A 22949-nucleotide genomic window follows, 5' to 3' on the forward strand; every position below is an offset into this window, starting at 1 on the left:
TTGTCATCATCAAGGAGCACTTATGTCATCTCTTACCCGCAGTAGCGCACTCATTTTGGGTATTTCACTAATCTTAGGCTTAAGCACACTCGGCTACTTTTTAACGGAGGCCGCTTCGCGCTACAAAGCATTTGACCGCAGCGTAACGGTTAAAGGACTATCGGAACGGGAGTACAAGGCTGACATTGTGCTGTGGCCGATCCAGTTTAATGTCGCTAGTAATGACTTGGCGGAGCTATACAGCCGCGTTGAGCGACAAACTCAGTGGATTAAGGAGTATTTGATCAATAGCGGCATTTCGGCAGAGGAAATTTCGGTTGCTGCCCCGAATATCACCGACAAATCCGCCCAACAATACGGGGGTGATAGCGGCGCAACATATCGTTATTCAGCCTTCCAAACCGTTACGGTCTACTCCAACAATGTTGATAAAGCCCGCAGCGTTATGGGTAACCTTTCGTCACTTGGCAAACGCGGTATCGTTTTTATTGGCAACAACTATGAAGGACAAACGGAGTATTTCTTTACCCGCTTGAACGAAGTGAAACCGGAGATGATCGAGGAGGCAACGCGCAAAGCGCGCGAAGTCGCACAGAAATTTGCAGCCGATTCTGAAAGCAAGCTTGGCAAAATTAAGAGAGCATCACAGGGGCAGTTTAGTATCTATTCTCGCGATAGTAATAACCCCCATATCAAGAAGGTGCGCGTTGTATCTACCGTAGAGTATTACCTCTCAGATTAAACCTGCAGATACAAAAAAGCCTCTAGCGACACTAGAGGCTTTTTACTTTTAGCCGTGCTTTATTAGATCTCTACTTGCAACGCTTTAACCGTGTCGATGTTGATGTACTTATCAACTGGCAGGTTGTTTTTACGCTGGAAGTCGTTGATCGCACGTACTGTTGAGCTACCAACGATGCCATCTACCGCACCTGGGTTAAAGCCTTTTGCTTTAAGTGCGCGCTGGATGTTCATGACTGTACGTGGAGTCATGTTTGTCTCACATAGGATTGAGCGCCACTCCATGAAACCATCAGCTTTCAGCTTGCTGCGGCTAACTGTAGCGTATTCAGCTGGGATCTCGATACGTTTTTCCTGAGCAGGCGACACTTCACGCGTCACTTTTACAGTTTTGTATTGTGCTGGAATCTCTACTTTACGGCTTTGCGCTTCACGAACAACTTCTTGACGCGTGATCGTTTTGTACTGTGCTGGCGTTTCAGTCAAGCAGATCTTGTTGCCTGTGCGCGTGCTTGATGGGTGCTCTTTGTTGTGCACTTCGTGCCATACGAACTCAACATCAGATACCTTACGCTTAACAGGCACATCTTTGTATTTCGCCGCTACCGTGTGGCGCTGTTCAGACGCTTCTGCAACCAACTCTTTCACACGAACAGTGTCGTATTTCGTTGGAACGTTAACTGTGCGGGTTGTTGCAGGTGCAACCAATACGCGCTTAGTGATGGTCTTGTACGTTGCTGGTACTTCAACCAAACACATGATTTCGCCTGTCGCAGAGTCGATTTTCTGGATAGGGCCTGTGCCTTTTTTCCATGTTGTGTGTGCTGGCTTATCGATCACTTGCTCAGTAACAGTCTTGTACTTAGCAGGTACCTGCTCGATACGAGTTGTTGCATCTTGAACCAATACTTGTTTCTCAACCCAACGGTATTTAGCTGGCGTTGTGCTTACTTTCTCGTAAGCATCTTGAACCAATACCGCTTCAGTTACAGTTTCGTATTTAGCTGGCGTGTAGTGCTCATGGAAACACATGCCAGGCTTAGCAGCGTCTAAGTTGATACCGTGCGAACGCGCAGCGTTTAGCAACTCTTGGCTTGCTGGAGCAGAGTTAGCAGCGCGATCAACCAACCAACGCAGGCCTGATTCTTTCACTAGCTTACGCTCTTTAACGGTGCGGTATTGAGCTGGTACCGTCTCGATGCGGTAGCTTGCTGGAGCCACTTCTACACGCTGGCTAACCGTTTCGAAGCGCGCTGGGATAACTTCCACACGCTCACTCGCTTCTTTAGCCAGAACAGTTTCTGTGTAGTGCTCGTATGAAGGCTCTACCCAAACACGCGCGTAACATTCGCCTGGTTTTGCATTAGGTGGTAGAAGAGGTTCATTCCCTGTTGCAACTGCTTTGCTTGAAGCCAGTGCTTTTTGCAGTGCATTTTCAGCTCGTGCTTCACGCGCAGTGAGTTGTTTTTCACGCTCTAGCAATTGTTGCTGACGCGCTTCCAGCTGTTCAGCTGAAATACCAGCTTCTGTAAGTTGGCTCTTAGTATTATTTGAGCTACATGCAGCCATTAATACTGCAGCAGATAAAACTGATAATTTAAAAACAACTTGCTTAGACTTAGCCATATGTCCTCCTGAGTTCGACGGCTGTCTTTTCGACATGGGACTAGTCTAATAAATAAAACTTAAGCGAACCTTTACAAAAATAGATGGTCTATTAAAAGTTTGAAAAATATTTAAATGTATTAAATATGCAACAAAAACAATATGTTAAGATTAACAAAAAATTAATTCATATGCTTTAACATACAGTTTTCATTAATTAAATTAACAAAAAATAAACACTCAAAAATATTATTAAAATCTTTCATAGACCATATTTTAGATTTTACAAATAAAAAAAGAGAGGTTTTTTCCTCTCTTTTTTATGAATTATTTACGCTTTAACTTCGGTTACCGGGCTTATTTTAAAAAGCCTTATAAATATTGAAGCTGAAATAACGATAGCTATTGGCGACACCCAAGCCATTCCAACATCAAAAAATGGCAAGAATGCCAGCCAACTCATCTCGACACCTGCGACTTTAGACCCCTCAACGAACCCGAAAAGTGTTGAGACAACTAATACTGCGATCAACGTCATATGAGGAGTAGCCAGGTGGCCTTTTACTAAGCTGTAGATGATCAACGCAATCGCGATCGGATATGAAGCAACTAACACAGGGATACTCAAACCGATCAACTTGCTCAGATCAAGATTTGCAATCGCAATACATACTAACGCGTTCAAAAACACAAAAGCACGATAGCTAACACGGGGTAACAATGAGTTGAAGTAATCAGAACATGCACTGATCAATCCAACAGCGGTGGTTAGACATGCCAGCGTGATCACACCCGCCAATACAAGAGAGCCTGTTAAGCCAAACTGTTGCTGCACATAGGCGCTAAGAATCGCACCACCGTTTTGAGCATCCGGCACCAGCTCAGCATTGTTCGCCCCTAAATAGAACAACGAGATATAAACTGCTGCCAAACCCAACGCTGCGATAACCGCTGCAACAACAAGGTAACGATACTGCGCTGATGGCGCGGTCACACCCTTTTTCTTGAGGATATCGATAATCAGCATACCGAACATTATAGACGCCAAGGCATCCATTGTGTTGTAGCCTTCAATAAATCCCGTCACATAAGGCGCACTTTCATACCCCTTTACTGGAAGCTTCAGGTCACCTGCATCTCCTAACAGCACCGTAGCGCTCAGTGTCAGTAGCAAAATAATCAATAACGGGGTCAATATTTTACCAACAGAATCCATTAACTTGCCGGGGTATAGAGCAAGCGCCGTTGCCACCGAGAAAAATACTGCAGAATAGACAACCTGAGAGCCCTCAGCTGACGCATAAAAAGGCTGGTAACCCAACTCAAACGCCACTAAAGCAGTGCGTGGCGCAGCGATGAGTGGGCCAATGATGGTATAGATTGCAACTGAAAGTACCACACCTACCCATGCTGCCAGCGGTTTGGTCATCTCTGGAATACCACCGCCTGCTCTCGCTACCGCAAACAGGCCTAGCAACGGAAGACCCACCGCTGTTGTCAGAAACCCGAGCATCGCTGGCAACACGCTTTGCCCAGCAAACATACCCGCCAGAGGTGGAAAAATAATATTGCCTGCGCCTAGAAAAAACGCGAATGTCATAAAACCTAGGCCGAGCATATCAGCCTTACTTAGTCGATCTATCAACGTAAACCTCAACCATACTTAATGAAACAGCAAGCGCTCTCATCGCTGAGCATCAACTGGCGCACTCCGCCAGTCTCAAACCGCCTAATATCGAACGCCGGAAACAAAGCCGCGAATCATACCAAAGTATTAGTTCAAGTGTTATCTCAGATAGCAAGGTTAGTCTTTCTTTTCAGGCGTTGGTTTAGGTGCTTCGTAACTGCGGTATTTAAACTCAAATCCTTTGACGATAACGTAAGCGACCAATGCGAAGATAAACACGATAAGATACATCCAAGCGATGCTCTGCAGTGTTTCAATCACCGTTCGATACAGCTCTAGTACCCAACGCTCTGCGGAAAGCGTAATAATCTCGGCGTCATGATGCGGCGCCGTGATATAACGCTCCAATTGATAGATCCTCACACCGCCTGATACGCCGACAACATAAGTTGCAAACACCACATACTTTTGCCAAGCAACACTAATGGGGTCTTTAATAATGCGCTCAAATATCTCGGCCAAGGGACGCTTAAATAACGTTACTGATAACCAAGCAACAAAAGCAGAGATACCGAACGTAACTGCCATCAATGTAAAAAACATACTGTGCACTCCTCTATCAATGAAGCAGGAGTCTCTCATTACAATAGAAGCACAAAGAGCGAAGCCGAAGAAGTTGCATAACTTGCAACCATCAGGCTCATTTGGCAATACAGGGACTAGTAGAGCTTAGCGCCGAGTGCTAAGCTCCTCTTTTCAAGAGCCGCTTGATGGCGTCTAAGATACCGTTTAAGCGACTTCCGCAGCGTTTTTGGCAGATGGCCTGCTGCTTTCAGCCAATGCAGCAGCTCAGCGCTGTCATGGTGTTCTCCGAGGAGTTCAGCCAAGCGGCTAAGGCGTTTAACAAGCCTCGTGTGATCAGGCTGATCAGAGGACAACAAGAGCTTATGAAAGTGAAGGCGATGCTTGACCTGTTTACGCAAACGATGCAAAGCCTCTGCGTCAGGGCAGCGCTTGACCGATAGCAAAAGGCGCTTGCCTCGCTTGAACACCCTTTCGTATGCCATCGCCACCGATCGGTCTGTTGCGCACTCAAATGCGCTCAGCGGCGTCTTGCTAACTACATTGCGATAGCTTTGCGCGTTTATCTGACGCGACGCCTGTGCAGGCTCACCTCTCCTCTCGCTGACAAAGAGGTAGGGCAACACCTGTTTGTAACATCGCTTCTCAGCTCCCTTAGAGCGACGCGCACGATTGCGAACTAACTCAACCAGCGCGTCATGCTCACGCGCGGGGGCTAATTGCCGCGCCAAAACCTGCAAACGCTTTTTATGTTTCAAAATCGGTTTTGCGTGCTTACGGGTTCGCAGGAACCACAGCAACGACCGCTGCTGCTTAATAATCTTTCGTACTTCATGAACGGCCTCAGAACTGGGCAACCGATCTACGGTTTGCAGCAGGCGACGATTCAGCTGCGCGGCCAAAGTCACAGTGGAAGCAGATAGCGCCGTACTCATGAGTTAATCTCTTTATATGCTTTTCTTTTGGATCACCTAAACAGTCGTTAAGTTCATTGCGTAGTCAGCACACTGACTAGCCTCAACGAGCATGCAAATAATAGATAAACATTTACTTAGAAAATGTATTTAAAAAACAACAAAGATTAAAAATAATTAATATTGAAGCAAAAAAGAGACTAAAATAAACCATAAAAAACAATGGGTTACGCCAAAAAACCTGTCAGTAACTTTTACAAAACCAATAAATAAAAAATCCCATAAAATATTAATTTAACGACAATTCAAAAACTTAAAATTAATGGATCAATTATTGCATGAATAAAAAACAAAGAAGAAACAACTCAAGGATAGAAAATGAAAGCGTCATTAATCACACCATTAATATGTTTGCTTTCGGCAACACCAGTATCAGCCTCCATCATCATTGAAGGAGATTACCTACGTACCGCCGTAAGCCAAAACGGCACCCTCGGTTATGGCGGAAAAGCCAGCCCCGGTATTCAGTATGACACCACAGGGCAACGCCAATTTGGCGATAAAGACTATCTACTCCCAGGGAGACCTTGGGAGGTTTTCAGCATTTACTCGACTCAGTCATCTTTACTCGTCAACAGCAACGAAGGCCCAACGGATCTTGCCGGCACTCTGAACGATGTATCCATCGGCAGCCCTTATGATATGGCAGTCGATTGGCAAGGGCAGAACGCGTTCTTTAGCCTATCGACACTCACGTTTTTAGATGATGACAGCGAGCAGATCAATTTCATCACTACCATCACCGCAAAGACGCCATTGACCGAGTTGCAGTTTCTGCGCGCAATAGATCCAGACCCTGACGCCTCTACGATTAACTCGCATCGGACTATGAACCAACGAGGCGATAACCAATATTCTGCTAATGATTGGGTTGTCTCCTCCGGTAAAGACAGCAAGTTGAGCCTAGGGCTTTACAGCAGCGATGATCTATTTCACAACACGGGTGTGACCTTCCCCTGGTCAGTAAACCCTGAGGACTACCTAAAAGGTTCGCAGAGCGAAGAGGGCGATAGCGTTATCGGTTTAGCATTTGATATTGGCACCTTGAATACCAATGAGTCTGTTAGCTTTACATACAGTTATCGACTAGAGAGCGATAGGCCGGTTGCCCCACCAAGCACGAACGTGCCTCTGCCTGCAACGGCTGGTTTGTTCTTAATTGGTTTGGTGTCGTTTGCGCGCCGTTGGAGCCAACGCAACAGCTAGTTGTCGCAGCACGTGGTCGCAGCGTCACACGGATGTGACGCGCTGTAAAAATGCTCTCGTTCGTGGATCCTTGGGTTGATCAAAAAGTTGGGCAGGCGGGCCCTGTTCGACAATTTTACCCCCTTCCATAAACACAACGCGATCAGCCACTTCTCGAGCAAAGCGCATCTCGTGAGTCACGATCAACATAGTCTGCTTGCGCGTCGCAAGCGTCTTGATAAGTTGTAACACCTCTCCCACCCACTCTGGATCAAGTGCTGATGTTGGCTCGTCGAACAGCATGATCTTAGATTGAGAGGCCATAGCACGGCCTATACCCACACGCTGCTGTTGTCCCCCTGATAACGATGCAGGGTAGCTATCTGCTTTATCTGCCAAACCAATATCTTGCAAAATGGCTTGCGCCTTTTTATAGGCTTCCGCCTTTGGCTGCTTCCAAACGGTAATCAAACCTTCTGCAATATTCTCTAATGCTGTTTTATGCAAAAACAAACCATAGTTTTGGAAAACAAAGCTGGTTTTTCGGCGCAAACCTAAGGTCTGCTCTTTGCTCGCGTGAGCAACGGGGACCTCTTCACCATCGAGCGAGATACTGCCAGCATCTGGCGTTTCAAGGAGGTTCACACAGCGCAAAAGCGTAGACTTTCCTGTACCGGAGGGGCCAATAATGGCGACAATTTCACCCTCTTCAATATCTAGGTCAATACCGTTAAGCACAGGTGCACTGCCGTTAAATGATTTTGTTAAGTTACGTATTTTAATCATCGCTGGTACGCCTTACTCAACTTAGCTTCTAAATACAGTTGTAACTGGGTAAAAAGGACCACCACAACCCAATAGATCAGCGCCACTGCCAAGAAACTCTCGAAAAAGCGAAAACTAGACGAGGCTTCCATCTGGGCCGTTGCCATCAACTCCACTACCCCCAGTGTAAATGCGAGCGATGTGGACTTGATCATGTCGATAAATTGGTTCATCAACGAAGGCAACGCTATACGTGCGGCCTGCGGCAGAATGATCCGGCGCATCGCCATCGCAGGCGACTGACCAATCGAGAGCGCCGCCTCCATTTGGCTTCGATCGATCCCTAAAATCGCCGCACGTATTGTCTCAGCCATGTAAGCCGAGAAATGTAATGACAGCCCAATGACAGCCGCTGTAAATGCATCAATACCCACCAGCACTGGGAAGACCTGCGGCAACCCGTAATACAGCAGAAAGAGCTGCACCAGCAGAGGCGTTCCACGGAAAAAGGAGATCACAACCTGCACGATCCAATCGAGCACCGGTACCTTAAACACCCTCACAATAGCCATCGCGGTCGCTAATGTCAGCGCGATCACGAGGCCGAGAGAGGCCATCTTCATGGTTAGCCCAAGATAGCCTAGTAAAATCGGTATGATCTCTAAAAAGTATGAAACATCAAAACCCATGTTAACGCCCTACTCGCTTCTACGATCTACTGCGCGGTGATATCCGTATCGAACCACTTATTAGAGATAGCCGCTAAGGTGCCATCTTTGCGCATCGCTTCAAGTGTGCTGTCTAGCTCCGCTTTCAACGCTTTTCCCTGCGCGTTATTTAGCAATGGCCACGCATTCTCAATCTTTTCAAATATCTCCCCCGCATGAGCAAAAGGTAAACGGTGCTCCTTAATCAACTGCGCAGATGAAATACGATCCATCACAAAGGCATCAATACGGCCAAGCATTAGCTCTTGCTCGATCCCTGTATCATAGGTTTTGATTTTGATCTGATCACTATTTGGCAATCCTCGTAGCAAAGACTCGTAGTTTGAGCCTAGGTTAACTGCCACAACTTTGCCGCTTAGGTCTTGTGGCCCTTTTATGTCAGAACCTTTGCGCGTCACAACCTGAGCACCATCGATCACGTAAGGTGCTGAGAAAAGATATTTAGCTTTACGCGCCTCTGTCATGGTGATCTGATTTGAGATTGTATCGATCCGGCCGCTTTCCAGTAGCCCGAAAAGACCAGAGAAGTTGGACGTTACAAACTCAACGTTATAGCCATTGCGTTTACCGATCTCTTTCCAAAGATCAACCTCAAACCCTTGCAGTACATCCTGCTTCTTAAATGTAAACGGGAAGTAACTACCCGACATACCTACACGTACAGTTTCCTCTGCAATTGATGCAGCACTTGCACTCACCAAGGCTACCGCCAACACAACTTGTTTGAAAAACTTTTTCACAAAGACCTCGCTCCCTTTATGTATAACCAAAGGAAATTTACAAAATGATTTTAATACCTTTGGGAAATATACATCCAACGTAAACTAAAGTCTAACTCTGCTAATGAGCTAACACGAAACAGACCGTTGCAAGAATTCATCTGATCCAGATACTGACGGGTTCAAGGTCGACCAGCTATCGATTTATTTAGCACGGTAGCAACAGGTAAATTCAAACAAAATACGGATAGTGACAACGCACTTTAGTTACCATGTAAACTAAACGAAACACCTTAATAGAGCGCCCTACAGACAATTTGTAATTAGCTTATAAGGAAAAATATAAAACAAATGCCTGGATTTTTTGAGTTGTATCAGAAATGCAACAAACAAGTTAAACTTTCTGCTACTTTCACCTGGCGAAGCCTTCCGAACATGACTTAGCTGTGCCTAAAATACGCATAAGACATATACGATATAACGCTATGCGTGGAGTCCTTATGCGCCTAACTGCCTTTACAGACTATGGCTTACGAACACTCATCTACTTGGCCTGCCTGCCGCCGGAACAGCTCAGCAGCGTCAGCGAGGTATCCAACACTTATCAGGTCTCACAAAACCACATGGTTAAAGTCGTAGGACAATTGCGCAAGCTCGGTTATATCGAAGCCTATCGTGGTAAAAATGGCGGCATTACGCTCGCTAAGCCCGCCGAAGAGATATGCATTGGCGAAGTCATCGTTGCCCTAGAGAACCACTTGGATGGGGTTGACTGCGCTGGCACAAAATGCCGTTTACAACCCGCGTGTCAACTACGCCAGGCACTAAATGAAGGAATGCAGGCGTTTGTCGATGTTATGAATCAATATTCGTTAGCCGACGTAACAGCGGATAAAGAACGCATCAAACCGCTGCTCTTTGGCGCATAAAAAACTGCCTATCGAATGATAGGCAGAAAGATCAGCAAAAGCGCTGAGAGAGTTAAGCAAAGCACTAACGTGCTCAATCACTACAAGGTTTACTGGGCCTGCACCACCGTGATAGCTACTACATTCACGATATCCGTTACAGAGCAGCCTCGCGATAGGTCATTAGCAGGCTTATTTAAGCCTTGTAGAATAGGGCCGATCGCTTCCGCTTTGCCGATGCGCTCGGCAAGTTTATAGCCAATGTTGCCCGCTTCTAAATTCGGGAATACCAGCACATTGGCGCGACCATGAGTTTGGGAGTTGGCAACTTTACGCTCGGCGATTTCAGCGACAATCGCAGCATCGAGCTGTACATCACCATCAATAATCATCTCGGGCCGTTGTGCTTTCACTCGGTTGGTTGCTTCAACCACTTTCGTTACTGCGGCGTGAGAGGCGCTGCCACTGGTGGAGAACGAGAGCATCGCAACCCGCGGCGCTTCACCCAGCAAATTTTGGGCGCTATCTGCAGCTGACATTGCGATATTAGCCAGTTGCTCAGCATCGGGATCTATTACTAATCCGCAATCAGAAAAGATGACCCCGCCCTTTAAATCATGAAATGGCTCACACAGCATCATCAAGAAGAAACTTGAAACCAGTGAGCTTTGTGGCGCCATACCGATAATCTGAATCGCAGCACGTACGGTGTCGCCTGTTGTGTAAACAGCACCGGCTACCGATCCATCCGCATCACCTTCACGCACCATCATTTGCGCATAGTGTAGCGGATCCGCGATTGCCTCTTCCGCCTGCGCCTTGGTCATACCCTTCGCTTTGCGCAGCGAATAGAAGACTTCAGCATAGCGCGAGCGTTCTGGCGCTGTTGCAGGATCAACCAGCTCAATACCGACCAAACTGATACCTTCCGCCTGCGCGAGGCTTTTTACGCGTGCTGCGTTACCCAGTACAACCACATTGGCGATACCACGCTCAACAGCGATCGCAGCAGCCTGCAGTACGCGTGCGTCTTCGCCTTCTGCTAGCACAATACGACGCGGCTCGGCTGCCGCACGTGCGAATATATTATTTAACGCTTTCATCGTAGTCACCCACTCCGTCACGCTGGCGAATCCATTTGCCTCACATAGAGAAGAAACAGGGGCACAAGGCCCCTGTTGTAAAACGTGTTAAGCGAAAGGCTTAAACGAAGTCTTTGTACTTCTCTAGGTGACGTACAGGCTTAGACAGCGCGTCGCGGCGGAACGGATCGCCCAGCTCACGAGTACACATGATCTCGATAACCGTTGTCTTACGCTCTTCCATCTGCTTACGAATCGCTTCCTGAAGCGCAGGGCCTACATCTTCCAGCTTGTCTACAGTGACACCTTCTGCACCCATGGAGCGCGCGATATCAGCAAAGCTTGGATTCTCCAACTCACCCGCTACGAAGCGGCGGTTGTAAAAATCTACTTGGTTTTTCTTCTCAGCACCCCATTGGCGGTTGTGGAAGACAATAGACGTTACCGGGATATCTTCACGTACGCAGGTCATGATCTCCATCATCGACATGCCCCATGCGCCATCACCCGCGTAAGAGATACCCGGACGATCTGGCGCCGCCACCTTAGCACCGATCATCGTTGGTAGCGCGTAACCGCAGTTACCAAAAGACATCGCTGCGAAGAAAGAGCGTGGACGCTCGAAGCGCAGGTAGCTGTTAGAAACGGAGTTGATGTTACCGATATCAGTAGACACCATCACGTCAGCTGGCATCGCTTTTTCTAGCTCACGAAGTACCTGACGTGGGTGCAGCCAGCTGCCCTCTTCATCGTTCTGCTCAGCGATCATGTCTAGTGAGTATTCATCTTTCTCGTGAATCCACTCATCCAGCTCTTTCTCCCAAACTGCTTTTTCGTTTGCGATTGTCGCTTCACGCTCAGCTCGGTTTTCAAGACATTTTGGAGACATGCCCGCGAGACGTGCCATCAACGCTTTCGCAGCAGCTTTCGCATCACCGCAGATGCCTACGTCGATCTTTTTAACCAGACCTAGCATCTTCGCATTGCAATCCACTTGGATGATCTTGGCATCTTTCGGCCAGTAATCTAGGCCGTGCTGCGGCAGTGTACCGAAAGGCCCTAAACGCGTACCCAGTGCTAGGACAACATCCGCCTTAGCGATCAATTTCATACCCGCTTTCGAACCTTGGTAACCAAGCGGACCACACCACATTGGGTGAGATGCTGGGAAAGAGTCATTGTGCAGGTAAGAGTTCACAACTGGCATACCTAGCTGCTCAGAGATAGCGATCGCTTCATCCCATGCTTCACCGAGTACAACACCACCACCAGAGATCATCACTGGGAATTCAGCATTGGCTAGTAGCTCAGCCGCCGCGTCTAGCGATGCTTCACCACCTGCAGAACGCTCAATGCGGATTGGCTCAGGGATTTCACAGTTGATATCGCCATAGAAAAGGTCACGTGGAATATTCAGCTGTGTTGGGCCGTTTTCCAGCATGGCACGGTCGAAGCAACGAGCTGTCAGTTCAGCCATACGGTTGTTGTTCACAACAGAGACTTGGTACTTAGTGATTGTTTCAAAGAAAGGCAACTGTTGAGCTTCTTGGAAACCACCTAGACCTTGGGAGTTTGTACCGGTTTCTGGTGTGATACAAACCACCGGAGAGTGCGCCCAGTACGCCGCTGCAATCGCAGTAACAAAGTTAGTAATACCTGGACCGTTTTGCGCAATACACACACCGTGGCGGCCAGAAACGCGTGAGTAACCGTCTGCCATGTGGCCTGCGCCCTGCTCATGCACGACAGGGATCAAGCGAATACCCGCAGGAGTAAAGATATCCATCGCATCCATGAAGGCAGAGCCCATGATGCCGAAACAGTCAGTTACGCCGTTTGCAACGAGTGTTTCCACCATTGCTTCACTTGGAGTCATACGAGGCATAGTCAGTTTTCCTTATTATTGGAGGGTGTGCCAAAAGCAGCACACCGGAGTTTCAATTCAAGTTATGGGTTGTAAGGCACGTATTCGCGTCCAAGTGCTGTTGCCACTTCTTCGCTAGTAATATTGCCGGCATGTACGTTGAGGCCATTCGCCAAATGCGGGTCGCGGCGCAGGGCCTCTTCCCAGCCAAGATCGGCCAAGGCAACGATGTAAGGTAAGGTTGCGTTGTTCAGTGCAAGCGTCGACGTGCGCGCTACAGCGCCCGGCATGTTGGCAACGCAGTAGTGCACAACATCATCCACGATGTAGGTGGGTTCTTGGTGTGTCGTTGGGTGTGACGTTGCAAAACAACCGCCTTGATCGATTGCCACATCAACAACAGCAGCGCCTGGTTTCATCTGCGCGACCATCTCTTTTGTCACCAACTTTGGCGCAGCTGCACCCGGAATGAGCACGCCACCGATAACCAAATCTGCACTCAGAACATGCTCTTCAAGGGCTGCTTTGCTGGAATAAACCGTCTCAACTGACGTACCAAATTCAGCCACAAGGCGGCGCAGCACATCGATGTTACGATCAAGAATCACGACCCGTGCACCTAGGCCAATCGCCATACGCGCTGCGTTACTGCCCACAACACCACCGCCGATGATCACGACTTTGGCAGGCTCAACACCGGGAACACCGCCTAGCAACATGCCACGGCCCAACTTGGACTTCTCAAGGCACGCAGCTCCCGCCTGGATAGACATGCGGCCAGCGACTTCCGACATCGGTGCCAGCAGCGGCAAACCGCCGTTAGGAGAGGTTACGGTTTCATAAGCGATACACGTTGCTTGGCTCGCCTGAAGGTCATCTGTTTGTTCTGGATCGGGCGCGAGGTGAAGATAGGTAAATAACAATTGGCCGGGGCGCAACATCTTGCGCTCTACCGCTTGAGGCTCTTTTACTTTGACGATCATATCTGCTGCGGCGAAGATCTCTTCTGCCGTCGCTGCAATGGACGCACCTGCTGCGCGGTAGTCATCATCGCTAAAGCCGATGCCAGCACCGCCATTGGTTTCAACAACCACTTGATGGCCACGGCTCGTCAGCTCTTGCACACTTGCAGGCACCATACCGATACGGTATTCGTGGTTTTTTATCTCTTTAGGGACACCTATCAGCATCTCGCACTCCTTTATCTGTTTTTATTTACTTGGAGTTGGATGGAGCACTTCGGACGCAAAACCGAAATTTGCTGCCCCATCACGTTGTAAACAGATTAGGATCCAGCCCTGTTTACGAGTAGGGCCAGATAGTTGCCAGAGCTTACGCCAGTGAGTAGAAAGGCATTTCAAGGCGGGAAGCCAGCGCGAAAAGAACCGCAGCGCTGGCTATAACATATTGAAAAATATAATAATTAATTTAGTTAGATTGGCGTTTCATTTGCTGAATGAGCAAACCCACGACAATAAGAACAAGGCCAACAATCGTCGCCAAATGGATCTCTTCACCGATAATTGTGGCGAGCAATAACAGCGAGATAAAGGGCGAGATAAAGATCAAGTTACTGATACGGGCAGTGTTTTCGGTACTCTTAAGCGCCGTTAGCCACAGCACAAAGGTAATACCCATCTCAAAAAAGCCCACGTAACCGACCGCGAACCATCCCTGCCAAGGTACCGGTTGCCAAGCACCTTCCCACAGGCTCATTGCGCCAGACAACGGCAGAGAAACGATAAACCCCAGCAGCACCGACAGCACAGGATCAGCACTATTTTTGGCATTAAGAATCCAATACGAAGACCACAAAATCGTAGAGAACAGCGCCAAACCAACACCTAATGGACTATCAAATTGCAGCCCCAATATATCTCCCTTCGTGGCTATCACCACAACACCTAGATAGCCAAAAAGGATTGCCCAGATATCGTAACGCCGAATGGGATGCCCCAAGAAAAATGCCGCCATCAAGGTCAAGGTGATCGCCCAACTATAGTTCAGCGGCTGAGCTTGTGAGGCGGGAAGCAGATCATAGGCGGCAAAGAGCACCAAATAGTAGGCCAAGGGGTTAATCAGCCCCATCGATACAAAAAATAGCGGGCGCGAGCGAAACACATCGCCGATCAATGAAAGCTTCCCTTGAACACCGGCTACAAGCACCAGAGCAAGGATAGAAAATCCGCTCGACAAAAACAGCATCTGGACCGGTGTAAAATAGCTCAAGGTAATTTTAAAGGCCGTTGCTACGGTGGACCAAAGCAATACCGCCCCTAAGGCAAACAACAGCGCTTTGCGCTCATTCATATCTAACTACTTCCATCTTAAGGATATTGACGACCGACCAAGCCTAGCGCAGACATGCCTCTCAAGACCATAGATAGCGGTGATGTGAAGCCCAAAAAGTCAGTGCGACCTGTTAGTTTTTAAAGGCCAATTACAATCACTTCGCCCTGAAACGAAAAATGGCACCCGAAGGTGCCATTGTTAGGTTTACCATCTATTGCCGTTATACGAAGCCGCGCTCTTTCAGCACCTCTTCGATCTCAGGCAAGATCGTTTCATCATCGATCGTTGATGGCATTTTGTAACTCTCAGCAGCAGCGATCTTGCGCAAGATCGCGCGCAAGATTTTACCGGACCGCGTTTTAGGCAGACGATCCACCACAACAGCACGGCGGAAACATGCCAGCGCACCCACTTGGTCACGTACTCGTGCCACTAGCTCCTGCTCTAAGTCCTCTTCGCTGATCTCTTCACCCGCTTTGAGAACGATCAAACCAACCGGTAGCTGTCCTTTCAGTGAATCAGTTACACCGATCACGGCACACTCCGCCACTGCTGGGTGAGCAGAAACCACTTCCTCCATCTCACCGGTAGATAGACGGTGGCCCGAGACATTGATCACATCGTCCGTACGCCCCGTGATGTAGATGTAGCCATCGTCATCTTTGAAGCCACCATCACCGGTGTGATAAAAGCCAGGGAATGCCGTTAGGTAAGAGTCGATATAGCGCTGCGGTTTATTCCAGATACTCCATGCCACACCCGGTGGCATAGGTAACGTCACACAAATATTGCCTGACTCATTTGGCTCAACATCGTTACCATCGCCGTCAAGAACACGAATATCGTAGCCCGGAATAGGTTTGTTAGTAGAGCCTAAACGCGCCTCGGATGGATTATCCCAACCCATCATAGGTGAGGTCATCGGCCAGCCCGTTTCTGTTTGCCACCAGTGATCAATAACCGGTACGCCGAGTAGTCCGCTCAACCAGTCATATGTTGATGAATCAAGCTTTTCGCCAGCAACAAACACCCAGCGCAGGCTCGAGAGGTTATAGTTCTTCGAGAGCGCACCTTCTGGGTCTTCTTTACGGATAGCACGGAACGCCGTTGGCGCACAGAACATCGAGTTGACGCCATACTCTTCGATAACACGCCAGAACGTGCCCGCATCGGGGTTACGAATCGGCTTGCCTTCAAAGAAGATTGCGCTGCCACCGCCCATCAAAGGCCCATAAACAATAAAGGAGTGGCCAACCACCCAGCCAATATCAGAAGCGCCCCACCAAACGTCACCGGCCTGCATACCGTAAACGTTGTTAAACGCATAACGCAGCGCTACCGCATGACCGCCATTATCGCGAACGATACCTTTCGGTTGGCCAGTGGTGCCAGAGGTATAAAGAATATAAAGCGGATCGGAGCCTTTCACCGGAACGCAATCAGCCGGTTGAGCACCCTCTTGGAACTCATACCAGTCAAGATCACGGGCGGGATCCATCTCTGCCGTGAGCATCTCGCGCTGACAAACAACCGTGTGGGAGGGTTTATGCGTCGACAGCTCGACGGCTTTATCTACGAGCGGCTTGTAAGCGATCTTCTTATCAAACTCGATACCGCAAGACGCGGTCAAGATCAGCTTAGGTGTAGCATCATCAATACGGATTGCTAACTCGTTTGCAGCAAAACCACCAAACACAACCGAGTGGATTGCACCCAAGCGTGCACAAGCAAGCATGGCAACGGCCGCTTCAGGGATCATCGGCATGTAGATGACAACACGGTCACCTTTCTCAACGCCCAACCCTTTCAACGCACCCGCAAAACGCGCTACACGCTCGTGTAACTGGTTGTAGGTGATCGCTTCTTTCTTATCAGCAGCGGGCGAGTCGTAATAGAGCGCGACCTGTTCACCACGCCCCTCTTCGATCTGTTTATCGACAGCCAAATAGCAGCTGTTAAGCTCACCATCGGGGTACCAACAGTACGTACCATGTTCCGTTTTTTCTAAAATGGTTTCAGGCGCTTTAAACCAGCTGATCGCTTTCGCCTGCTCAGCCCAATAGGATTCTGGGCTCTCAAGCGCATTTAGATATTCTTCTTTATATCCCATGGAAAGGCCTCATGCGTTCTTTATTGTTATTACGGCAATGAAGTAAGCGCCCCGCTTCCGTTACAGGGCGCGATTGATCAGCTTACTGATCTTGGTACAGCTTCAGAACGCTGGAGAAGTCCAGCCCGCCGTTGCCATTGACTTTGTGAAGGTTAAACAAAGCACGTGCTTGCGATCCCATTGGGACTGGAGAAGCACTTTGCTGGCTCATCTCCATGGCAAGTCCGAGATCTTTGAACATCAGATCAACTTGGAAGCCGCCTTGGTAATCGTTACTCGATGGAACACCGTCCATCACGCCCGGTACTGGGTTATAGACCTGCAATGCCCAATTGTTACCAGAGCTCTGCTTCATGATTTCAGACAGAACCGCAGGATCCAAACCGTTCTTCATACCCATATTCAGCGCTTCACTGGTGCCCGTCATCAGGATCGCAAGCAGCATGTTGTTACATGCCTTTGCCACTTGGCCCGCGCCATGAGCACCTGCGTGAAAGATGTTTTTACCCATGCAGTCAAGAACCGGTTTCGCTTTGGCAAACTCAGCGTCCGATGCACCCACCATGAAGGCCAGCGTACCCGCAACAGCACCACCTACGCCGCCGGATACTGGTGCATCAATAAAACTGATACCGCGTGCTTGCGCCGCATCCGCAACTTGACGCGCCGTAGCGGCATCAATCGTGGAAGAGTCGATGATCAACGCACCGTCTTTAACATACTCAAATAGTGGATCGTCACCTGTGACAAATAGGCCTTGTACGTGCTTGCCTGCCGGCAGCATGGAAACAACAAAGTCAGCATCCATCACCGCTTCTTTCGCAGATGCCGCTGCACTGCCGCCTTCGCTGACAACGCGCTGGATCGCTTCGTCTGAAAGGTCAAACGCCTTAACACTGTGGCCGCCCTTGACCAAGTTGATCGCCATTGGGCCGCCCATGTTTCCTAAACCAATAAATCCTATCGTAGCCATTTTCTCTACCTTTCTTATCGTTATTAATTCGATCCGTTACAGCGACGCTAACGGATTAGTTTCCCATGGAGATACAAAGAGTTCGTCTAAAAACGCCGGATCAACATCATCAACCGAGCTGAAGGTCCATTGCGGTTTACCGTCTTTATCAACCAGCAACGCGCGTACACCCTCAGGGAATTCGCGATGGCGGCAACATTGAACCGACAATACCAGCTCAGACTGGAAGACCTCTTTGAGCGACATATGCAGCGTATTCTGCAACTGGCGATAGATCATCTGTACCGCCAACGGGCTGCCATGACCTATCGCAGCTTTAGCTTTTTGCAGCCATTTATCGTCCGTCTCCAAGCTTTGGATCGCGGCATGGATCTCTGCAGCCGAGTCGTAGTCCGTTAGGGCTTGGATTTGATCAAAGTGAGCTGCTACTGGCGAGCTCATCTGTTCAAACGCGGCTGCGGATTGACGCTCAAGCTGGCGTAATACCGCGCTAACCACCGAATAGTTGTTGCCATTCCATGTAGCCGCTTGAAGCGCTTCAAACATGGCACCGCGCTGCTCTACCGCAACCTTACGGTCAGCCATGCCCAAGAAGATGGCGTCTGCCGCATTCATGCGAGCGCCCGTCAAACCTAAGAACAGACCTGTGCGGCCTGGCGTACGGTTGAGGAACCAAGTACCGCCCACATCAGGGTATAAACCAATGGTCACCTCAGGCATTGCCATCATGGTGGTTTCTGTCACAACGCGGTGACTGCAACCACTCATTAGGCCCATGCCGCCACCCATAACGATGCCCGCACCCCAACAGATGATTGGCTTGGGGTAGGTGTGGATCGTGTAATCTAATGTGTACTCGCGGGTAAAAAAGGTTTCCGGTAGATCTTTGTCACCTTCACCTGTCATCGACTTGTAAAGCCCGACAACATCACCACCGGCACAAAAAGCTTTCTCACCGGCACCATCTAAGACAATCGCGACAACATCATCATCGTTTTTACATGCATCCAACTTTGGCTGGATAAGATCGACCATCTCAAGGGTTAACGCATTTAGCGACTTTTCCGCGTTCAGGCAGATCTCTACGATCTTTTTACCGTCTTGCGTGGCGTGCTCTGTAAAGCGTACTGCACTCATTATCTCGCTCCTTGCTTAGCGGTTTTTCCATTGCGGTGCGCGTTTTTTCAAGAAGGCATTCACACCCTCTTTTTGATCCTCACTGTGGAACAGGTCAACAAAAAGCTCACGCTCAAGGATATAACCCTGATCCCAATGTTGGGTGCGGTTAGACTGAATCAGTTGTTTACAAGCTGCGACCGCTGTTGGGCTCTGCTCTGCAACTTGCTGTGCCAGTTCAAGAGCACGTTCAGCTGACTTACCGGTCTCAACCATCTCTTCGACCAAGCCAATCTCCAGTGCTTTCGGCGCTTTAACACGCTCACCACACAGGATCATCTTCTTCGCCCAGCCCTCACCCACCAGCATGGTTAGGTTCTGTGTACCACCTGCACATGGCAACAAGCCGACTTTCGCTTCAGGCAATGCCATCTGAGCTTGCTCTTCTGCGATACGGATATCACACGCTAGGGCAACTTCTAGACCACCGCCCATCGACCAGCCGTTGATAGCAGCGATAGAGACCCCACGGAACTGAGATAACGTCTCGAATGCTTCGCCGAAGTAGCGTGCCATATCACGTGCCACAGAACGGTCACCATCAGCAAATAGGTTCAAATCTGCGCCAGCAGAGAAGAATTTTTCGCTGTCGCTTTTCAGTACTAAGCTATAAATATCACGATCTGCATTTAAGTCTTTTACAACTTGCACCAAGCCTTTGAGGCTCTCTTCCGTCCAGGTGTTTGCTGGCGGGTTGTTCATGGTGATGACAGCAACGTTACCCTGTTTTTCAACGATCAATTTGTCGGTCATTTTCTTCTCCAAAACCTGTTACAGAATGTCCGCTGCGTCTTCTAGCAGTAGTCGGCGCGCAACGATAACGCGCATAATCTCGTTCGTACCTTCCAAGATCCGGTGAACACGGTTATCGCGGACATAACGCTCCATCGGATACTCTTTGATGTAGCCGTTACCACCAAAGATCTGTAGCGCTTCATCACAGATGTTGAAGCACACATCTGTTGCAAAACGTTTCGCCATCGCGCAGTACGTCGTTTTGTCTGGGTGGTTAGCATCCAACTTGCTGGCTGCTAAACGAATCATTTGGCGAGCGGCCACCAACTCAGTCGCCATATCTGCCAACTTAAACTGCAGCGCTTGGAACTGGGCAAGTTCTTTACCAAACTGCTTACGCTCGTGCATATATTCTTTGGCACGATTCAACGCAGCTTGCGCAGTGCCTACCGAGCAGGTCGCTATATTGATACGCCCACCATCGAGGCCTTTCATCGCGATCTTAAAGCCATCGCCCTCATTACCCATCAAGCAGCTCGCCGGGATCACCACATCTTCGAAGGTGATCATGCGAGTCGGCTGGCTATTCCAGCCCATCTTGTCCTCTTTTCGGCCGTAAACAATGCCGTCAAGCTTGGCGTCTACTGCAAAAGCCGAGATACCTTTCGGCCCATCCTCGCCAGTCCGTGCCATCACCACAAGCACATCGGTGCTACCCGCACCCGAGATGAAGATTTTGCTGCCGTTGAGCACATAATTATCGCCATCGCGACGTGCTGTGGTTTTCAGAGATGCTGCATCCGAGCCTGCGTTTGGCTCGGTTAAACAATAGGAGGCCAACTTTTGACCCGAGGTGAGATCAGGGCACCAAAAATCACGCGTCGTTTCATTCGCGAAGTCCGCGATCATCCAAGTGGCCATGTTGTGGATCGTGATAAATGCGGTGGTTGAGGTACAGCCCATCGCGAGTTGTTCAAAAATAATACTCGAGTCCAAGCGACTGAGACCTAAGCCACCCGCTTCCTCTGGGGAGTAGAGACCACAAAAACCGAGTTCACCTGCTTTTTGCAGGGTCTCTACTGGAAATATCTGTTTCTCATCCCACTCTGCGGCGTGAGGTTCCATCTCATTTTGAGCAAAGGCTTTTGCCATGTCTGCAAAAGCGATCTGATCTTCATTCAGTTCGAAATCCATCGGTTTCTCCCTTTCAGGGTGTTATCGAGCCAACACCATTTTTTTCTTATTGTTATATACAGAAAAGTCTTGAGAACACTAAAAGGCCCCCAAGACTTTGCTTCGTACCGTCCGATAAAACCCTAGTGTTACTTCAGGTTAATCGTAGTGTTTACGCCAGTATCGATATCATCTTCGAACCAACGCGCCGTGATCGTCTTCGTTTCGGTGTAGAACTTAACAGCCTGCTTACCGTAAGCGTGCTGATCACCGTAGAATGACTTTCTCCAGCCAGTGAATGAGAACATTGGTAGAGGTACAGGCACCGGTACGTTGATACCGACCTGACCTACTTTGATCTCGTGCTGGTACTTACGAGCAGCCGCACCGGATGCCGTAAAGATTGATGTACCGTTACCGTAAGGGTTGTTGTTGATCATCTCGATCGCTTCTTCGATCGTGTCAACTTCGATAGCGATCAGAACAGGGCCGAAGATCTCCTCTTGGTAGATCGACATATCCGTTGTCACGTTACGGAACATCGTTGGGCCAACCCAGTTACCATCTGGAAAACCATCTACAACACACTCAGAACCATCGAGAATACATTCAGCACCCGCATCTTTACCCTCTTGGATGAAGTTCAAGATACGTTGCTTAGCCTGAGGATTGATTTGTGGACCGTAGCCCGCTTCTGGATCATCCCACGCACCTGGGCGTACTTTTGCCAGTGCATCACGCACTTCTGGGATCCACTCGCGAGATTCACCAACGAATACCGCAACAGAGATCGCCATGCAGCGCTGACCCGCAGCACCTACAGACGCACCTGCGATGTTATTGATAACTTGGTTCTTCTGCGCATCTGGCATGACAACCATGTGGTTCTTCGCACCCGCAAACGCCTGAACGCGCTTCATTTTGTCCGTGCCAGTACGGTAGATGTGCTCACCTACAGCAACAGAACCTACGAAAGAGATCGCTGGTGTGTCTTTGTGAACCAGCAACTGATCAACCACCTCTTTACCACCGTGAACAACCTGCAGAAGGCCGTCTGGTGCGCCCGCCTCTTTGAACAACTCAGCTAACAACATAGGTGTTAGTGGGTCTTGCTCAGATGGCTTAAGAACAAATGTGTTACCGCACGCGATCGCCATTGGGAACATCCACAAAGGGATCATCGCAGGGAAGTTAAACGGTGTGATACCTACACATACACCGAGTGGCTGAGTGATGCTGTAGCAATCGATCTTACGTGCTACGTTTTCAACCGTTTCACCCATAGATAGTGATGCGATATTACAAGCGTGCTCTACAACTTCGATACCACGCCATACGTCGCCTTTCGCATCTTCAAACGTCTTACCCACCTCTTGCGAAATCAGGCGTGCGATATCTTCTTGGCGATCTTTCAAGATCGCTTGGTAGCGCAGCATTAAACGCGCACGCTCACCTACTGGCATATCTTTCCAAGTTTCGAATGCCGCTTTTGCTGCATCGATCGCCTGTTCTACTTCTTGCTCAGTCGCGCAAGGCACCTGCGCAATCACTTCCTGTGTTGCTGGGTTTGTAACTGGAATCCAGTTCTCTGTTTTACTCTGGACGAGTTCGCCGTTAATCAGTAGAGGAACTTGTTGAGTCATAATCTGTACCTTGCCCCGTTATATTATTGTTGTCTGGTTGTGCATCGCGCTTAGCTTTGCATGTTTA

The 22949-nt window shown here is 49.0% G+C and carries 20 protein-coding genes; 3 read left to right on the forward strand and 17 right to left on the reverse strand.

What is annotated here, in order from left to right:
* Window positions 1-22: 22 nt before the first annotated feature.
* Window positions 23-742: an SIMPL domain-containing protein gene (locus EOE65_RS08670; protein WP_127693916.1), complete on the forward strand. Its 720-nt coding sequence runs from the start codon at window positions 23-25 to the stop codon at window positions 740-742.
* A gap of 62 nt (window positions 743-804) precedes the next feature.
* Here the strand turns inward: EOE65_RS08670 and EOE65_RS08675 are convergent, their stop codons facing one another.
* From EOE65_RS08675 to EOE65_RS08690, 4 genes are all read right to left on the reverse strand, one after another.
* Window positions 805-2367 carry a peptidoglycan-binding domain-containing protein gene (locus EOE65_RS08675; protein ID WP_206052639.1) on the reverse strand — a complete coding sequence of 521 codons (1563 nt, stop codon included), beginning with the start codon at window positions 2365-2367 and terminating at the stop codon, window positions 805-807.
* A 310-nt stretch (window positions 2368-2677) separates the two neighbouring features.
* A complete protein-coding gene (gene brnQ, locus EOE65_RS08680; protein ID WP_276317501.1) occupies window positions 2678-3964 on the reverse strand; it encodes a branched-chain amino acid transport system II carrier protein in 1287 nt (428 codons plus the stop codon).
* Between the two features lie 186 nt (window positions 3965-4150).
* A complete protein-coding gene (locus tag EOE65_RS08685) occupies window positions 4151-4576 on the reverse strand; it encodes a hypothetical protein (RefSeq protein ID WP_127693918.1) in 426 nt (141 codons plus the stop codon).
* 116 nt (window positions 4577-4692) lie between these two features.
* Window positions 4693-5490 (reverse strand): CHAD domain-containing protein, encoded by a 798-nt coding sequence (locus EOE65_RS08690; RefSeq protein ID WP_127693919.1) that lies wholly within the window; start codon window positions 5488-5490, stop codon window positions 4693-4695.
* A 357-nt stretch (window positions 5491-5847) separates the two neighbouring features.
* Between EOE65_RS08690 and EOE65_RS08695 the strand changes: the two genes are divergently transcribed.
* Entirely contained in the window at window positions 5848-6735 is an 888-nt protein-coding gene (locus EOE65_RS08695; RefSeq protein WP_127693920.1) for a hypothetical protein, read from the forward strand.
* 24 nt (window positions 6736-6759) lie between these two features.
* On the opposite strand, the gene EOE65_RS08700 is transcribed toward EOE65_RS08695, so the two are convergent.
* Genes EOE65_RS08700 through EOE65_RS08710 form a run of 3 tightly spaced genes read right to left on the reverse strand, consistent with a single transcriptional unit; the run spans window position 6760 to window position 8947 of the window.
* Window positions 6760-7500: an amino acid ABC transporter ATP-binding protein gene (locus EOE65_RS08700; protein WP_127693921.1), complete on the reverse strand. Its 741-nt coding sequence runs from the start codon at window positions 7498-7500 to the stop codon at window positions 6760-6762.
* Entirely contained in the window at window positions 7497-8168 is a 672-nt protein-coding gene (locus EOE65_RS08705) for an amino acid ABC transporter permease (protein WP_127693922.1), read from the reverse strand. The genes EOE65_RS08700 and EOE65_RS08705 overlap by 4 nt, the downstream gene beginning before the upstream one ends.
* A gap of 26 nt (window positions 8169-8194) precedes the next feature.
* Window positions 8195-8947, reverse strand: coding sequence for an amino acid ABC transporter substrate-binding protein (locus EOE65_RS08710; protein WP_240656951.1), 753 nt, complete (start codon window positions 8945-8947; stop codon window positions 8195-8197).
* 479 nt (window positions 8948-9426) lie between these two features.
* Between EOE65_RS08710 and EOE65_RS08715 the strand changes: the two genes are divergently transcribed.
* Window positions 9427-9855, forward strand: coding sequence for an Rrf2 family transcriptional regulator (locus tag EOE65_RS08715; protein WP_127693923.1), 429 nt, complete (start codon window positions 9427-9429; stop codon window positions 9853-9855).
* Between the two features lie 89 nt (window positions 9856-9944).
* Here the strand turns inward: EOE65_RS08715 and pta are convergent, their stop codons facing one another.
* The 10 genes from pta to EOE65_RS08765 form a co-directional block, all read right to left on the reverse strand.
* Window positions 9945-10937 carry a phosphate acetyltransferase gene (gene pta, locus EOE65_RS08720; RefSeq protein ID WP_127693924.1) on the reverse strand — a complete coding sequence of 331 codons (993 nt, stop codon included), beginning with the start codon at window positions 10935-10937 and terminating at the stop codon, window positions 9945-9947.
* A gap of 100 nt (window positions 10938-11037) precedes the next feature.
* Window positions 11038-12801, reverse strand: a complete 1764-nt coding sequence (gene xsc, locus EOE65_RS08725; protein ID WP_127693925.1) for a sulfoacetaldehyde acetyltransferase — start codon at window positions 12799-12801, stop codon at window positions 11038-11040.
* A gap of 62 nt (window positions 12802-12863) precedes the next feature.
* A complete protein-coding gene (gene ald, locus EOE65_RS08730; RefSeq protein ID WP_127693926.1) occupies window positions 12864-13970 on the reverse strand; it encodes an alanine dehydrogenase in 1107 nt (368 codons plus the stop codon).
* 238 nt (window positions 13971-14208) lie between these two features.
* Window positions 14209-15090: a DMT family transporter gene (locus EOE65_RS08735; protein ID WP_127693927.1), complete on the reverse strand. Its 882-nt coding sequence runs from the start codon at window positions 15088-15090 to the stop codon at window positions 14209-14211.
* 202 nt (window positions 15091-15292) lie between these two features.
* The gene (locus EOE65_RS08740) at window positions 15293-17182 is read right to left on the reverse strand and encodes an AMP-binding protein (protein WP_127693928.1); all 1890 of its coding nucleotides are present in this window, start codon (window positions 17180-17182) and stop codon (window positions 15293-15295) included.
* An 82-nt stretch (window positions 17183-17264) separates the two neighbouring features.
* Window positions 17265-18155 carry a 3-hydroxyisobutyrate dehydrogenase gene (gene mmsB, locus EOE65_RS08745; RefSeq protein WP_127693929.1) on the reverse strand — a complete coding sequence of 297 codons (891 nt, stop codon included), beginning with the start codon at window positions 18153-18155 and terminating at the stop codon, window positions 17265-17267.
* A 36-nt stretch (window positions 18156-18191) separates the two neighbouring features.
* Window positions 18192-19292 carry an enoyl-CoA hydratase/isomerase family protein gene (locus tag EOE65_RS08750; protein WP_127693930.1) on the reverse strand — a complete coding sequence of 367 codons (1101 nt, stop codon included), beginning with the start codon at window positions 19290-19292 and terminating at the stop codon, window positions 18192-18194.
* Window positions 19293-19307: 15 nt separating this feature from the next.
* Window positions 19308-20084, reverse strand: a complete 777-nt coding sequence (locus EOE65_RS08755) for an enoyl-CoA hydratase (RefSeq protein WP_127693931.1) — start codon at window positions 20082-20084, stop codon at window positions 19308-19310.
* Between the two features lie 18 nt (window positions 20085-20102).
* Window positions 20103-21260, reverse strand: coding sequence for an acyl-CoA dehydrogenase family protein (locus tag EOE65_RS08760; protein ID WP_127693932.1), 1158 nt, complete (start codon window positions 21258-21260; stop codon window positions 20103-20105).
* A 128-nt stretch (window positions 21261-21388) separates the two neighbouring features.
* Window positions 21389-22882, reverse strand: coding sequence for a CoA-acylating methylmalonate-semialdehyde dehydrogenase (locus EOE65_RS08765; RefSeq protein ID WP_127693933.1), 1494 nt, complete (start codon window positions 22880-22882; stop codon window positions 21389-21391).
* Between the last annotated feature and the right edge of the window lie 67 nt (window positions 22883-22949).

It is taken from the genome of Neptunomonas marina (assembly GCF_004005935.1).
Taxonomy (GTDB): Bacteria; Pseudomonadota; Gammaproteobacteria; order Pseudomonadales; family Balneatricaceae; genus Neptunomonas; species Neptunomonas marina.